Annotated in this window: 11 protein-coding genes; all 11 read left to right on the plus strand. The window is 64.7% G+C overall.

Annotated elements, in window-relative coordinates:
* Positions 1–15: 15 nt before the first annotated feature.
* The 11 genes from HDC94_RS03975 (at position 16) to rplC (ending at position 15,117) form a co-directional block, all read left to right on the plus strand.
* The gene (locus tag HDC94_RS03975; RefSeq protein WP_179495059.1) at positions 16–843 is read left to right on the plus strand and encodes a hypothetical protein; all 828 of its coding nucleotides are present in this window, start codon (positions 16–18) and stop codon (positions 841–843) included.
* Positions 809–1,261 carry a DUF6121 family protein gene (locus HDC94_RS03980; protein WP_179495061.1) on the plus strand — a complete coding sequence of 151 codons (453 nt, stop codon included), beginning with the start codon at positions 809–811 and terminating at the stop codon, positions 1,259–1,261. The genes HDC94_RS03975 and HDC94_RS03980 overlap by 35 nt, the downstream gene beginning before the upstream one ends.
* A 235-nt stretch (positions 1,262–1,496) precedes the next feature.
* Positions 1,497–1,871, plus strand: coding sequence for a 30S ribosomal protein S12 (rpsL, locus tag HDC94_RS03985; protein WP_179495063.1), 375 nt, complete (start codon positions 1,497–1,499; stop codon positions 1,869–1,871).
* Positions 1,871–2,341: a 30S ribosomal protein S7 gene (gene rpsG, locus HDC94_RS03990; protein WP_179495065.1), complete on the plus strand. Its 471-nt coding sequence runs from the start codon at positions 1,871–1,873 to the stop codon at positions 2,339–2,341. Before rpsL ends, rpsG begins: the two co-directional genes overlap by 1 nt.
* 83 nt (positions 2,342–2,424) lie before the next feature.
* Positions 2,425–4,539: an elongation factor G gene (gene fusA / locus HDC94_RS03995; protein ID WP_179495067.1), complete on the plus strand. Its 2,115-nt coding sequence runs from the start codon at positions 2,425–2,427 to the stop codon at positions 4,537–4,539.
* Between the two features lie 118 nt (positions 4,540–4,657).
* Positions 4,658–5,851: an elongation factor Tu gene (gene tuf / locus HDC94_RS04000; protein WP_179495069.1), complete on the plus strand. Its 1,194-nt coding sequence runs from the start codon at positions 4,658–4,660 to the stop codon at positions 5,849–5,851.
* 73 nt (positions 5,852–5,924) lie between these two features.
* A complete protein-coding gene (locus tag HDC94_RS04005) occupies positions 5,925–6,947 on the plus strand; it encodes an acyltransferase (protein ID WP_179495071.1) in 1,023 nt (340 codons plus the stop codon).
* Between the two features lie 211 nt (positions 6,948–7,158).
* A complete protein-coding gene (locus HDC94_RS04010) occupies positions 7,159–11,562 on the plus strand; it encodes a cell wall-binding repeat-containing protein (protein ID WP_179495073.1) in 4,404 nt (1,467 codons plus the stop codon).
* Between the two features lie 149 nt (positions 11,563–11,711).
* Entirely contained in the window at positions 11,712–13,826 is a 2,115-nt protein-coding gene (locus HDC94_RS04015; RefSeq protein WP_179495075.1) for an efflux RND transporter permease subunit, read from the plus strand.
* A 328-nt stretch (positions 13,827–14,154) separates the two neighbouring features.
* Positions 14,155–14,463 (plus strand): 30S ribosomal protein S10, encoded by a 309-nt coding sequence (rpsJ, locus tag HDC94_RS04020; protein WP_009773132.1) that lies wholly within the window; start codon positions 14,155–14,157, stop codon positions 14,461–14,463.
* A 9-nt stretch (positions 14,464–14,472) separates the two neighbouring features.
* The gene (gene rplC / locus HDC94_RS04025) at positions 14,473–15,117 is read left to right on the plus strand and encodes a 50S ribosomal protein L3 (RefSeq protein WP_179495077.1); all 645 of its coding nucleotides are present in this window, start codon (positions 14,473–14,475) and stop codon (positions 15,115–15,117) included.
* Positions 15,118–15,119 lie beyond the last annotated feature (2 nt).

The following is a 15,119-nucleotide window of genomic DNA, read 5'->3' on the forward strand; positions in this document are numbered from 1 at the left end:
TTATAGGCTGACCGCATGAGCGAGCCGACACCCTCCCGCAGGCCCAGAGCCAAGAAGGACGAAGTCATCGAGGATGCGGTGATCGTCGAGGATGCCACGGTCGTGGAGCCCGCAGCAGCTCAACCCGTCGAACTCGTCGAACCCGCACCGCCGGCCGATCAGCCAGAGGCCGTCGTGCCGGAACCCACCCCGAGCCCGGAACCCGCCCCGGCCCCCGAGCCGACACCGACCGTCGCAGCAGAGCCCGTCTACGTCTCCGAGACGTCCACCCCGCAGGTCGTGTACGTGCACACCCCGGCACCGCCCGCTCGCAAGGGCAACCGCGGTGTCGGCGCGGCGATCGCCGTGGCATCCGGAGTCATCTTCTTCGGCGCCTTCGCCCTCGCGACGGCGTTCATCAGCCTCGCCCAGGGCGGCGGTTTCACGTTCAACTTCCTCGCGCAGGGCACCTTCTACCTGCCGACGCTGTTCTTCGTCATCGGCTTCGTGCTGCTGGTTCTGCTCGCCAACCGCGCCAACTGGTGGGCCTACATCTTCGGCAGCATCCTCGTCGCGTTGTTCGTCTACTTCGGAACGATCGGTTCGGTCATGCTCGCCAACGGCGCCATCCTGCGCACGCCGGAGGAGGCCGCGCAGATGTTCGAGCAGGGTCTCGTCGATCCGGTCGTGATCGTTGCGACGCTCATCGCCCGGGAAGTCTCGCTGTGGACGGGCTCGCTCATCGCGCGGCGCGGTCGCAAGGTGACCGTCCGCAACGTCGAGGCCCGTCAGGCCTGGGAGCGCGAAGTGGCCGAGACGAGGGCGGAGTATGAGCGCGCCTATCCGGGTTCCACCGCCAGCTGACCCGAGGCTGCTGCCCGTCCTCGTGACGGTCACCTACCTGGCCGCGGTCGTGGCGGCGTCGGGCTTCCTGAGCCTCGCCCTCGATCGGGATGTGATCGACTACCCGGATGCCGGCCCACTCCTCGGGGTGGTCATGGTCGCCGCCGCGGGCGTCGTGAACTGGCTCGGATGCTCGCGCTCGACCCGCCGTGCGAACCCCTGGCCCGGCGCGTTCGTGACTGCTCTTTTCGCTCTCGTCGCGATCTCCCTGGTGGGGGCGGTCGGCTATGCGCTCATCCGTGGATCCCTCAGTTGGATGCTGCTTGCCAGCGCTCATTTCGCACTCAGCCCCTTCACGGCCGCGGCCGCCATACTCGCGGGACTGGCTGTGGTCGCGACCTGGGCTCTCGCCCGGTCCGCTGGGAGCGGAACCAGTTGACCGAGGCCCGTCAGGGGGCTATTCTCGATCGGGTGTGCGCTTTGTCGCGCCCTTGTCGTATGCCTGCGTAAAGCGGCCGCGCGAGGGACGACAACTCCACATCACGGGATTCGCCCGCCTGGGCGGCCCCCACGGCATACCCAACCACACAGCACGTGCAGTTCCGGCGTGCGTTGGGTCAGATGCTCAAACATCAACCCGCTGTCACCGTGCAGCAACTACAAGGAGTTATTCAGTGCCCACCATTCAGCAGTTGGTGCGCAAGGGCCGCACGCCGAAGGTCGTCAAGACCAAGGCTCCCGCCCTTCGTTCCAACCCGCAGCAGCGCGGCGTTTGCACCCGCGTCTACACGACCACGCCCAAGAAGCCGAACTCGGCTCTGCGCAAGGTCGCCCGTGTCAAGCTCTCCAACGGCACCGAGGTCACCGCCTACATTCCCGGCGAGGGCCACAACCTGCAGGAGCACTCGATGGTGCTCGTCCGCGGCGGCCGTGTGAAGGACCTCCCCGGCGTTCGCTACAAGATCGTCCGTGGCGCCCTCGACACCCAGGCAGTCAAGAACCGCAAGCAGGCTCGCAGCCGTTACGGCGCGAAGATGGAGAAGAAGTAATGCCTCGTAAGGGTCCAGCTCCCAAGCGCCCCGTCGTCGCAGATCCCGTCTACGGCGCACCGATCGTCAGCCAGCTCGTCAACAAGATTCTTCTTGACGGCAAGAAGGGCCTCGCCGAGCGCATCGTCTACGGCGCGCTCGAGCAGGTTTCGGCCAAGACCGGCGGAGACGCCGTCGTCACGCTCAAGAAGGCGCTCGACAACGTGCGCCCCACCATCGAGGTCAAGTCCCGCCGCGTCGGTGGCTCGACGTACCAGGTTCCGGTCGAGGTCAAGGCGCACCGCGCCAACACCCTCGCCCTCCGCTGGCTCACGAGCTACGCCAAGTCGCGCCGCGAGAAGACGATGACCGAGCGTCTCACCAACGAGATCCTCGACGCCTCGAACGGCCTCGGCGCAGCAGTCAAGCGTCGTGAGGACACCCACAAGATGGCCGAGAGCAACCGCGCCTTCGCACACTACCGCTGGTAATCAAACGTTGATCGAGTCTGCCGAGACCACTCCGGTTTCGGCAGGCTCGCCCAGCCTTCATCTTCAACAGTAAGGAACCGCCCGTGGCACAGGACGTGCTCACCGACCTCAACAAGGTCCGCAACATCGGCATCATGGCTCACATCGATGCAGGCAAGACCACCACCACCGAGCGCATCCTGTTCTACACGGGCGTCAACCACAAGATCGGTGAGACGCACGACGGTGCTTCGACCACCGACTGGATGGAGCAGGAGCAGGAGCGTGGCATCACGATCACCTCTGCAGCTGTGACGTGCTTCTGGAACAAGAACCAGATCAACATCATCGACACCCCCGGTCACGTCGACTTCACCGTCGAGGTGGAGCGTTCGCTCCGCGTCCTCGATGGTGCTGTCGCGGTGTTCGACGGCAAGGAGGGCGTTGAGCCCCAGTCCGAGACCGTCTGGCGCCAGGCCGACAAGTACGACGTCCCCCGTATCTGCTTCGTCAACAAGATGGACAAGCTCGGCGCGGACTTCTACTTCACGGTCGACACGATCATCAACAAGCTCGGAGCGAAGCCGCTGGTTCTCCAGCTCCCGATCGGTTCCGAGAGCGCCTTCGTCGGCGTTGTCGACCTCGTCGAGATGCGCGCACTCGTGTGGCCCTCCGACGCCAAGGGTGATGTCACCATGGGCGCCAAGTACGAGGTCCAGGAGATCCCCGAGGACCTCAAGGAGAAGGCGGACGAGTACCGCCAGGTACTGCTCGAGACCATCGCCGAGACCGACGATGACCTCCTCGAGAAGTTCTTCGCTGGTGAGGAGCTGACGGTCGCCGAGATCAAGGCCGGCATCCGCAAGCTCACCGTGGCCAGCGAGATCTACCCGGTCCTGTGTGGCTCGGCGTTCAAGAACCGTGGTGTTCAGCCGATGCTGGACGCCGTTGTCGACTTCCTGCCTAGCCCGCTCGACGTGCCGGCAACCGAGGGCACCGACCCCCGCGACGAGGAGAAGAAGATCGAGCGTCACCCCAAGGCGGACGAGCCCTTCGCGGCTCTCGCCTTCAAGGTCGCCGTTCACCCCTTCTTCGGCCGTCTTACGTTCATCCGTGTGTACTCCGGTCGTCTCGAGTCGGGTGGCCAGGTTGCCAACTCGACGAAGGGCAAGAAGGAGCGCATCGGAAAGATCTTCCAGATGCACGCCAACAAGGAGATCCCCGTGGAGAGCGTGACCGCAGGTCACATCTACGCGGTGATCGGCCTCAAGGACACGACCACCGGCGACACCCTGAGCGACCTGAACAACCAGGTCGTCCTCGAGTCGATGACGTTCCCTGAGCCCGTCATCGAGGTTGCCATCGAGCCGAAGACCAAGGCCGACCAGGAGAAGCTGGGTGTTGCCATCCAGAAGCTCGCTGAGGAGGACCCGACCTTCCGCACGGAGCAGAACCAGGACACCGGCCAGACGGTCATCAAGGGAATGGGCGAGCTCCACCTCGACATCCTCGTTGACCGCATGAAGCGCGAGTTCAACGTCGAGGCGAACGTCGGTAAGCCCCAGGTGGCCTACCGCGAGACGATCCGCCGCGTCGTGGAGAAGCACGACTACACCCACAAGAAGCAGACGGGTGGTTCTGGTCAGTTCGCTAAGGTCCAGATCTCGCTCGAGCCGCTCGAGGTGACCGCGGACACGATCTACGAGTTCGAGAACAAGGTCACGGGTGGTCGCATCCCCCGCGAGTACATCGGCTCGATCGATGCTGGATTCCAGGCGGCCATGGCGGTCGGCGTCCTCGCTGGCTACCCCATGGTGGGCGTCAAGGGAATCATCGTCGACGGCGCAGCCCACGACGTGGACTCCTCGGAAATGGCGTTCAAGATCGCCGGTTCCATGGCGTTCAAGGAGGCTGCCCGTAAGGCCAACCCCGTTCTGCTCGAGCCGCTCATGGCCGTCGAGGTGCGTACCCCTGAGGAATACATGGGAGACGTCATCGGTGACCTGAACTCGCGTCGCGGTCAGATCCAGTCCATGGAGGATGCGACCGGCGTCAAGGTCGTCACCGCCAAGGTGCCACTGTCGGAGATGTTCGGATACGTCGGTGACCTGAGGTCCAAGACCTCTGGTCGCGCCGTGTACTCGATGGCCTTTGACAGCTACTCGGAAGTTCCCAAAGCGGTAGCTGACGAGATCATCCAGAAGAACAAGGGCGAGTGACCTCAGTCACTCCCTGACAGTTCTCTAAGCAGTTCAACTAAAGTAACTACACACCAATTCGCGAAAGCATCCGGAAGCTTCCGGATGCCTGAGCAACGAGTCCTGAGGAGGACCCACAGTGGCTAAGGCCAAGTTCGAGCGGAACAAGCCGCACGTAAACATCGGAACGATCGGTCACGTCGACCACGGAAAGACCACGCTCACCGCGGCGATCTCGAAGGTCCTGGCCGACAAGTACCCGTCAGCGACGAACGTCCAGCGTGACTTCGCGTCCATCGACTCGGCGCCGGAAGAGCGCCAGCGTGGTATCACGATCAACATCTCGCACGTCGAGTACGAGACCCCGAAGCGTCACTACGCACACGTTGACGCCCCGGGTCACGCTGACTACATCAAGAACATGATCACCGGTGCCGCCCAGATGGATGGCGCGATCCTGGTCGTCGCCGCCACTGACGGCCCGATGGCTCAGACCCGCGAGCACGTGCTGCTCGCCAAGCAGGTTGGTGTTCCCTACCTGCTGGTCGCGCTCAACAAGTCCGACATGGTCGACGACGAGGAGATCCTTGAGCTCGTTGAGCTCGAGGTTCGCGAGCTGCTCTCGAGCCAGGGCTTCGACGGCGACAACGCACCCGTGGTGCGCGTCTCCGGTCTGAAGGCCCTCGAGGGTGACGAGAAGTGGGTTCAGTCCGTTCTCGACCTCATGGACGCCGTCGACGAGTCCGTTCCGGACCCGGTGCGCGACAAGGACAAGCCGTTCCTCATGCCGATCGAGGACGTCTTCACGATCACCGGTCGTGGAACCGTCGTCACGGGCCGCGCCGAGCGTGGCACGCTCGCCATCAACTCGGACGTTGAGATCGTCGGCATCCGCCCGACGCAGAAGACGACCGTCACGGGTATCGAGATGTTCCACAAGCAGCTCGACGAGGCCTGGGCCGGCGAGAACTGTGGTCTGCTGCTCCGCGGCACCAAGCGCGAGGATGTCGAGCGCGGCCAGGTCGTCGTCAAGCCGGGTTCGGTCACGCCGCACACCCAGTTCGAGGGCACCGCGTACATCCTGTCCAAGGATGAGGGTGGGCGTCACAACCCGTTCTACGCGAACTACCGTCCGCAGTTCTACTTCCGCACCACCGACGTCACCGGCGTCATCACGCTGCCCGACGGCACCGAGATGGTTATGCCCGGCGACACCACCGACATGACGGTTGAGCTGATCCAGCCCATCGCCATGGAGGAGGGCCTCGGCTTCGCCATCCGTGAGGGTGGCCGTACCGTTGGCGCCGGCAAGGTGACCAAGATCCTCAAGTAACAACGGATCACAACGACAGGGGTCGAGCCTTCGGGTTCGGCCCCTTCGTCGTTTCCGCTATACAGTCGAAGGGATGCTGACGACTGACTGGGGCCCCAGCCGCCGCGAGTGGATGGATGTGCTTCGCGGCCTCGCGGTCATCATGGTGGTCGTCACCCACACCGTTCGTCTCGTGCAGTACTACGACGAGCCCGTGCCCGTCCTGCCGATGATCGTCAACATCCTTACCCCGCTGAGGATGCCACTCCTCTTCCTGTTGTCCGGCATGCTTGTGCCGCGCTCCCTCGCGAAGGGCACCTGGGGGTACCTCAAGGGCAAGCTCTCGAAGGTCCTCTATCCGTACGTGCTCTGGACGATCATCCTCGCGTTCCTGACCGCCTTCTCGGTGAGCGTTTTCGTCTTCCCCGATCTCCTCCACCTGCTGTTCGTGGAATCGGCCACTCCGCTGTGGTTCCTCGGGTATCTGCTGCTGTACTACCTGATCGCGCTGCTCTGCAGGTGGGTGCATCCGCTGATCATCGCTGTCGCCGCGGTCGGACTCAGCATGCTGCCCATCGACGGTGAGTGGGCGCGGTTTTGGTACCAGGCTGTCGCCTTCTTCATCGGCGTCGCTCTTGGGCCCTTCATCACAGGGTTCGAGAAGTTCCTGACGAACCGTGCACTTTGCGCGGTGCTCTTCGTCGGCGCGCTCGCTGCCATGACGATCCAGACTCTTGTCGGCGAGTCAGCCCAGGGGGTGATCTGGAAGGTGGCGGTCACGCTGGCCTTCTTCGTGGGCGCGGCCGGTCTCGTCATGCCCATCGCGGGCTCACGCGCTTTCCGCCCCATCCGTTACATCGGCGAACGGACGATCAAGGTCTACATCCTCCACTGGCCCTTCATCGTCTACCCGCTCATCTGGTTGACAACGAACACCGACCTCGCGCTCCGCTGGCTGATTCCGATCACCTTCCTGGTCGGAATCGTGCCTCCCATCATCATCACGGTCCTCGCGGATCGCTACCGTGCGGTCGAGTGGTTCTTCGAGTGGAACCCCCGTCCTCGCCTCGGGCGGGCGCCCCTGAAAGACGAGGAACGGAGCCAATCGAAAAGCTGAAACTATTTTTGTCACAATGAGGCATAACTTGGACGAAGTCCGCCGAAACTTGTAGACAAGTGGTTGGAAGGTGTCTAGCATGACATCACCCCATGTTGGCGACGACGGCATCAGTGTGCCGTTTGACGCGAGCACACCATCAGTCCAAGGAGCAAAGATGCCCACACCCCATGGTCCGTCGACCCGAACGCGGACCAGGTCCGCTTCGGCTATGAAAGCGGCGCTTGTCGGCGTTGCTGTCGGCGCACTAACCCTGACGCTCGGAGTCACGGCAGTTCACGCTGACGTGCCGACTCAGGAACCCGGCGTAACCCTGCGCGTGTACCAAATGCCCGATGCAGTCTTCCCCCAGCTCTGCACGTTGAAGTCCGGCCAGACGCCGAACGTCGACAAGCTCATGCCCACGATCAACTTCACCTCTGACGCCGACTTCGGTGCCGAGCGCAAGTTCATCAGCCACACGATCGCGAACCTCAACATCGCGACGGCTGGCTCCTACACGATTCGCATGACCAACGACGATGGGGCTCGCCTCTCGCTCGACGGCCAGCAGATCCTCAACAACGACGGCTACCAGGACTCCACGAGTGTCGAGGCCACGGTCACGCTGACCGAGGGCCTTCACCCGCTCTTCGTTGAGCACTTCGAGGACGACTACGGCCAGCGCCTCCACGTCCAGTGGAAGACTCCGGGTTCGAGCTCCTTCGTGACCATCCCGAACAGCGCACTGAGTACTGATGCTGGCGTGGTGCGAGTCACCGCCCCCGGCATCAAGTACTGCGAGGGCGCAGCCGACACTGCGGGAGACGGACTCCGCCTCGACAGCGTCAACCCGGACTACAGCCTCATCAACCTCCGCCCCGAGGGCTTCCAGCCCAAGGTCTCCGGACTGGCCTTCAACGCGGACGACGAGCTGCTCGTTCTTACCACCGGATCGGTGAGCGCCGGCGGCTGGGTGCAGAACCCTGCGCCCGGTGAGATCTTCCTCGTCGAGGGAGCCACCGAGGCGGACGGACCTGAGGATGTCACGGTCACCAAGATCGCGACGGGTCTCAAGAACCCCATGGGCATCGACGTCATCGGAGACGAGATCTTCGTGTCCGAGCGTCAGCAGCTCACGAAGCTCACGGACCCGGACAACGACGGCCAGTACGACGTGAAGACCAAGGTCGCGGACTGGCCGGATGGCGGCAACTTCCATGAGTTCGCCTTCGGTCTGATCCACGACGACACGAACTTCTACCTCAACCTGTCGGTCGCGATCGACAACGGTGGCGCGACCACGAACCCGCAGCCAGCACAGAACCGCGGAACGTCGCTTGCCGTGAACCGCACGACCGGTGCCGTGTCCTTCGTCGCCGGTGGTCTCCGCACCCCCAACGGCATCGCCTTCGGGCCTGACGGTGAGCGGTTCGCGATGGACAACCAGGGTGGCTGGCTTCCGGCATCCAAGCTCGTCCACATCAAGCAGGACGCGTTCTACAACCACTACATGAACCCGGCCGGTCCGTACGACTCGAACCCGGTGACGGCACCCGTCCTGTGGATTCCGCAGAACGAGATCGGCAACTCGCCGAGCACGCCCATCATGCTCGAGGAGGGCACGTACGCGGGCCAGATGCTCTTCGGTGACGTCACCTACGGTGGCCTCCAGCGCGGATTCCTCGAAGAGGTCGACGGCGAGTACCAGGGTGCGGTCTTCCGCCACACCGCCGGTCTCGAAGTCGGTGTCAACCGAGTGATCGTCGGCCCGGACGGTGCCCTCTACATCGGTGGAACCGGTGAGGGTGGCAACTGGGGCGAGAGCGGCAAGCTCAACTACGGCCTGCAGAAGCTCGATCAGGCTGGCCAGAACGCCTTCGACATCAAGGAGATGCGCGTCGTCGAGGGCGGCTTCGAGCTCGAGTACACCGAGCCGATCTCCGAGGAGACCGCCGCCGACATCGTCAACGGCTACCGGGTCAAGCAGTGGAAGTACGTCCCCACCCCGACCTACGGCGGCCCGAAGGTGGGCGAGGAGACCCTCACGGTCTCCGACGCCACGGTCTCGGAGGACGGCACGACCGTCACGCTGGCCATCGAGGGCCTGCAGCCCGGCCACGTCGTTCACATCCGTTCCCCGCGTCCGTTCGACTCGGAGTCCGGCAAGGAGCTGTGGAGCACCGAGGCCTGGTACACGCTGAACAGCCTGCCCGGCTACGTGGCACCCGCAGATCGCGGATGGTACGAGGCCGAAGAGGCGGCGTTCCTGGGTTCGGCCGGCATCGCGAGCGAGCACAGCGGTTACTCGGGTCTCGGCTTCGCCGCGGGCATCCAGAATGTCGGCGCCGGCGTGACCTTCACGGTCTCGGTGGAGGACGCGGGCACCTACCCGGTCAACCTGCGCTACGCCAACGGCCCCAACCCGTTCGACGGCAACAAGAACATCTCGCTCTACGTAAACGGCACGAAGATCGGTCCGTGGAACCTTCCCCGCCTCGGCGACTGGAAGACCTGGGGCACGGTCACGCGCAACCTCGCACTCGACGCGGGCTCGAACACCATCACGCTCAAGTACGACCAGGGCGATGACGGCAACGTGAACCTCGACGTGCTGTCGGTGGGTGCCGCGGACATCTGTGCCCCCATCGACCAGCCGGACGGCTTCCGTCCGCTGTTCGACGGCACGCTCGCGAGCTTCGACAAGTGGCGTCTCGCCGGCCCCGGCTCGTTCGGACGCCAGGACGACTGCACGCTGCGCACCTTCGGAGGCCTCGGCCTTCTCTGGTACACGGCTGAGGAGTTCGAGAGCTACCGGCTCAAGCTGGACTGGAAGCAGGTCGCTGACTACAACGGTGGCGTGTTCGTCGGATTCCCGAACCCGGGCAACGACCCCTGGGTCGCCGTCAACCAGGGCTACGAGATCCAGATCGACGCAACCGACGAGCCCGACCGCACGACCGGTGCCATCTACACCTTCCAGGGGGCCAACCCCGAGGCTGTCGAGGCTTCGATCAACCCGGTGGGCCAGTGGAACCAGTACGACATCGTCGTGCAGAACAACAAGATCAAGATCTACCTCAACGGCACTCTGGTGAACGACTTCACGAGCACGGACCCCGCACGGGACCTGGCTCAGGGCTTCGTCGGCATCCAGAACCACGGCAACGGCGAGACGGTCTACTACCGCAACGTCAGCATCAAGGAGCTGTTCGCTCCGGATGTCACGGTCGAGACCACCCTCTCGCCTGCGACCCCCAGCGGTGACAACGGCTGGTGGACCTCCCCGGTGACCGTGACCGGTTCCGGCGAGAGCAACATCGCAGGCACGGTCGAGGTGCAGCAGAAGGTCGGGGATGCAGCGTACGCGCCGCTCACCGAGCAGCTGGTGATCTCCGCCGAGGGTTCCACCACGGTGAAGCTCAAGGCGGTCGACTCCGAGGGCAACGAGTCCGCGGAGGACACGACGGAGATCAAGATCGACACCGTTGCTCCGACCGCGACCGCGTCGCTGTCGGGCCGCCAGGTTGTGCTCTCCGGGTCGGATGCCACGAGTGGCGTCGCATCCCTCGAGTACCGCTTGAGCGGGGATGCAGCGGATGCCTGGACTACCTACGAGGGCGGGTTCCTCGTCGGAGCCGGCGCTGAGACGGTCACGTATCGTGCGATCGACAACGCGGGTCACGTGTCCGAGGCGCAGACGCTCGAGATCGATGCCGTGATCCCGGGTGAGACCGTGGTGGAGCGCATTGCGGGCAGCAACCGCTACACGACCGCGACGACGATCTCGGCGCAGGCCTACCCGGATGGAGCTGACGTGGTGTTCATCGCCAACGGCCAGAACTACCCGGATGCCCTGTCGGCCGGTCCGGCGGCGGCCTTCTCCGGTGGTCCGCTCCTGCTCGTGTCGCCGACGGCCGTTCCGACGGAGGTCTTCCAGGAGATCGAGCGTCTCGACCCGTCGCACATCGTTGTGGTCGGTGGAACGCCGTCCGTCTCGGCGGCCGCGTACGCGGAGCTCGAGGGCCTTCCCGGCACGATCGAGCGCATCGCTGGTGACGACCGGTACGAGACATCCCGCAAGATCGCCCAGAGCGTCTTCGGGGAGTCCGGTGCCGAGACCGCCTACATCTCGACGGGGCTCAACTTCCCCGACGCGTTGACCGGTGGTGCGGCAGCGGGAGCACACGACGCGCCCGTCATCCTCGTGAACGGCAGTGCCGCGGAGCTCAACACCCCGACGGCGTCGCTCCTCGAGGACCTCGGTGTGTCGACGATCAAGGTGCTCGGTAGCTCGGCCAGCGTCTCGGATGGTCTGTTCGCAGACCTCGCCGAGGTCGCGACAACCGAGCGTCTCGCCGGTGCGAACCGCTACGACACGGCCCGCGCCATCAACGCGGACGCGTTCGAATCGGCTGACCGGGTGTTCCTGACGACGGGCACCAACTTCCCGGATGCACTCGCAGGTTCTGCGTGGGCAGCCTCGGAGGGTTCGCCGATGTTCGTTGTGCAGCCGACCTGTGTTCCGCAGGGCGTGCTCGACGACATCGAGGCGCTCGGTGCAACGACGATCACCCTCCTCGGTGGGTTGCCGTCGCTGAACGAGCAGGTCGCAAGCCTCACGGCCTGCGGCTAGGAACACAGCGAAATAAGCTGAGTCGCCAGTAGGCGATAAGCGGACGGCCGTCGCGACGGCCGGTGGAGGAGAGCCCACCGGCCCCGCGGCGGCCTTCCGCTCGCTCACGGGCAGATGCCCGCCAACACCCGTTTCCCGGAAGGGTCACCATGCTCGCCTCACTCGGGCGATTCGCCGCCAGGCGACGCATTCTCGTGCTCGTCGTCTGGGGTGTGCTGTTCGTCGCAGGTCTCGCCCTCAGCGGTGTCATCTTCGACAACGCCTCAGAGGTTCCCAACGCGCCGACGGGTGCCGAATCCCTCCAGGTGGCCACGGTCCTCGATGAGCTCTCGCCGGAGGGCGAGACGATCATCGCGGTGATCGAGGGGGAGGACTTCTTCGACCCTGCACTCGTCGCCTCCGCGAGCGACGTTCTCGGAGACATCCGGTACACCCCGGGAGTCGTCGAGGTGGTGGACGCCTACACGGGCGGGGGACTCACGAGCGACGATCAGCGCAGTTCGCTGGTCGTGATCGAACTCGACCAGTCCCTCACGCAGGACGAGGCCCTCGAACTCGCGACGACCATTCGCGCGAAGCTGCACACGATCGAGCCGGCCGAGGTCCTCGTCGGCGGTGAACTGTTGAGCGAGCAGGCCTTCGTGGACAGCGCGATCACGGGCGCAGCCATCGGAGAGGGTGGGGCACTCGTCATCCTGATCGTTCTCCTGGTGATCGTGCTCGGCGGCCTTCGCATCGGGGTGTTGCCGGTCGCGACGGCGCTCCTCACCATCGTGACCGCACTGCTCGTGCTGAGCGGCGTGATCGAGATCGTTGCCGTCAACGAGTTCGCGGTGAACGTGATCACGATCCTCGGTCTGGGCCTCGCGGTCGACTACAGCCTCCTCGTGATCTCGCGCTTCCGCGATGAGAGGCAGGGGGATGACTCGGCCACCGTCGAGGAACTCCTCGCCCGCACCGTCCAATCCGCGGGCCGCGCGGTTCTCGTCTCCGGTCTCGTCGTCTGTATCTCGCTCGTCGGGATGCTGCTCCTCGGCGACCCCCTCCTCTCCGGTATGGCCGTGGGAGGTGCCATTGCGGTGCTGCTCGCGACCCTCGCGGGCGTCACCTTCGTGCCCGCGTACATCGCGGTCGTCCACCGCCACATCCCGGCTCCGGGCACGCGTACCTGGTCCAGGCGGTGGGTTCGATCGAGCGATCGACCTCGCCTTCTCGCGCGCCTCGCAGCGTCGGCCCAGCGTCGCCCCGTGATCACCACGATCGCCTCGACAGTCGTGCTCCTTATTCTTGCCGCGCCTCTCACGACCCTCACTCTCGGCAGCTCCGACATCCGATCGCTCCCGGTCGGCGCGGAGGAGCGTCAGGCGTACGAGGCGACGACGACACGGTTCTCCGAGCTCGGGGTGGAACCGGTCACGGTCCTCGTCGACGCCGGGTTCGACGCTTCAGGGGTCTCCGACCTCTTCGACACCATCGCGGCACTTCCCGGCGTGATCGACGCCGAGTCGGTCGCCGATCTTCCGCCGGACGTCGCGGCCGTGGACTTCACGCCGGCAGGGGATGCCACGGGCTCCGACGCGCAGGCCCTCGTGCGTGACATCCGTTCGCTCGACAGCTCTGTGCCGTTCAGGGTCGGTGGTCCCGCGGCCGAGCTCGTCGACACGATCGATCACCTCGTAGCGATGCTGCCGATAGCCGGGGGAGTGGTGCTCGTCGCGACCTTCGCCCTGCTCTTCGCGCTCACGCGGTCGATTGTCATCCCGATCAAGACCCTGCTGCTCAACACCCTCACGATCGCCGCGACGCTCGGCGTGGTCGTGGCCGTCTTCCAGTGGGGCTGGGGTGCAGGTGTCCTCGGCTTCGCCCCGTGGGGTGCCGTGGATGCCACAACCCCCCTGCTCATCGGGCTGCTGGCGTTCGGCCTCTCGATGGACTACGCCGTCTTCCTGCTCGCCCGAATCCACGAGTACTGGCGAGCGCGCGACCCGAAGGTAGATCCCCGCGTAGCGAATGACCGCGCCGTGCTGGCCGGAATCTCCGCAAGCGGTCCCGTGGTCACCCTGGCGGCCCTCTCGATCGCGATCGTGTTCCTGGGCTTCGCCGTGGGCAACCTCCTCGCGATGAAGGAGGTCGGCATCGGGATGCTCGTGGCAGTGATCCTCGACGTGACCCTCATCCGCGGTCTCCTGCTGCCCGCGCTCATGACCCTTCTCGGCCGCTGGAACTGGTGGGCACCCGCCTTCGGCCGCACGAAACAGGACTGAACGGGCAGCCCGGAGAATTGCGACACGCCCGGGTTGCAGCAAATGCCGGGCTGTGGCAGACTCTTCTAGTTCAACATTTCCGTGCCGCGTGCACGTGAATCACTCCCAGGCAGTGCATAGTCCAGCTTCAAGAGCATCGAGGCTAGGCCGCGGGGAGCAGAACTCCTAAAGACTCAATCGATTCGTGATGCTCTGGGTACACCTGTGCCCGGTGCGGAGCGAACGACATTGATACGTAAACAGTGGTGCACAGCAGAAGTGCTGCGCATGACGGGGCCGCACGGTCTCGGACCGCGCAGTCCATGTAGCAAGAGAAGAGAGTGACGTCATGGCGGGACAGAAGATCCGCATTCGACTGAAGTCGTACGACCACGAGGTCATCGACTCGTCGGCACGCAAGATCGTCGACACGGTTACCCGCGCGGGTGCCACGGTGGTTGGCCCCGTGCCGCTGCCGACCGAGAAGAACGTGATCGCAGTGATCCGCTCCCCTCACAAGTACAAGGACAGCCGCGAGCACTTCGAGAAGCGCACCCACAAGCGGCTCATCGACATCATCGACCCGACGCCCAAGGCCGTCGATTCGCTCATGCGTCTCGACCTGCCTGCCGACGTCAACATCGAGATCAAGCTGTAGGAATCCACCATGTCTAAGAACACCAAGGGTCTGCTGGGCAAGAAGCTCGGCATGACGCAGGTCTGGGATGAGAACAACAAGCTCGTTCCCGTGACCGTCGTCGAGATCACCCCCAACGTTGTGACCCAGCTGCGCTCGCAGGAAGTCGATGGCTACACCGCGGTCCAGATCGCCTACGGCCAGATCGACCCGCGCAAGGTCACCCAGCCCCTCGCCGGCCACTTCGAGAAGGCCGGCGTCACGCCGCGCCGTCACCTAACGGAGCTGCGCACGGATGACACGAGCGAGTACTCGCTCGGCCAGGAACTCACGGTCGACATCTTCGAGCCCGGCAAGAAGGTCGACGTCGTCGGCACCAGCAAGGGCAAGGGTTTCGCCGGTGTCATGAAGCGCCACAACTTCAAGGGTGTCTCCGCCTCGCACGGTGCGCACCGCAACCACCGCAAGCCCGGCTCGATCGGTGCCTCCTCGACCCCCAGCCGTGTCTTCAAGGGCATGCGCATGGCGGGTCGCATGGGTGGCGACCGCGTCACCGTGCTGAACCTGACCGTCCACTCGGTCGACCTCGACAAGGGCATCCTGCTCGTCAAGGGCGCCGTACCCGGCGCTCGTGGTCGCATCGTCTTCGTCCGCAACGCAGTGAAGGGGGCGTAAGG

Source organism: Leifsonia sp. AK011 (assembly GCF_013410945.1).
GTDB lineage: Bacteria > Actinomycetota > Actinomycetes > Actinomycetales > Microbacteriaceae > Rhodoglobus.

Excerpts from the sequence above, each read along its gene's own strand:
- HDC94_RS03975 (WP_179495059.1), top strand. The coding sequence starts at position 16 with ATGAGCGAGCCGACACCCTCCCGCAGGCCCAGAGCCAAGAAGGACGAA.
- rpsJ (WP_009773132.1), top strand. The coding sequence starts at position 14,155 with ATGGCGGGACAGAAGATCCGCATTCGACTGAAGTCGTACGACCACGAG.
- HDC94_RS04015 (WP_179495075.1), top strand. The coding sequence starts at position 11,712 with ATGCTCGCCTCACTCGGGCGATTCGCCGCCAGGCGACGCATTCTCGTG.
- HDC94_RS04005 (WP_179495071.1), top strand. The coding sequence starts at position 5,925 with ATGCTGACGACTGACTGGGGCCCCAGCCGCCGCGAGTGGATGGATGTG.
- HDC94_RS04010 (WP_179495073.1), top strand. The coding sequence starts at position 7,159 with ATGAAAGCGGCGCTTGTCGGCGTTGCTGTCGGCGCACTAACCCTGACG.
- HDC94_RS03980 (WP_179495061.1), top strand. The coding sequence starts at position 809 with ATGAGCGCGCCTATCCGGGTTCCACCGCCAGCTGACCCGAGGCTGCTG.
- rpsG (WP_179495065.1), top strand. The coding sequence starts at position 1,871 with ATGCCTCGTAAGGGTCCAGCTCCCAAGCGCCCCGTCGTCGCAGATCCC.
- rplC (WP_179495077.1), top strand. The coding sequence starts at position 14,473 with ATGTCTAAGAACACCAAGGGTCTGCTGGGCAAGAAGCTCGGCATGACG.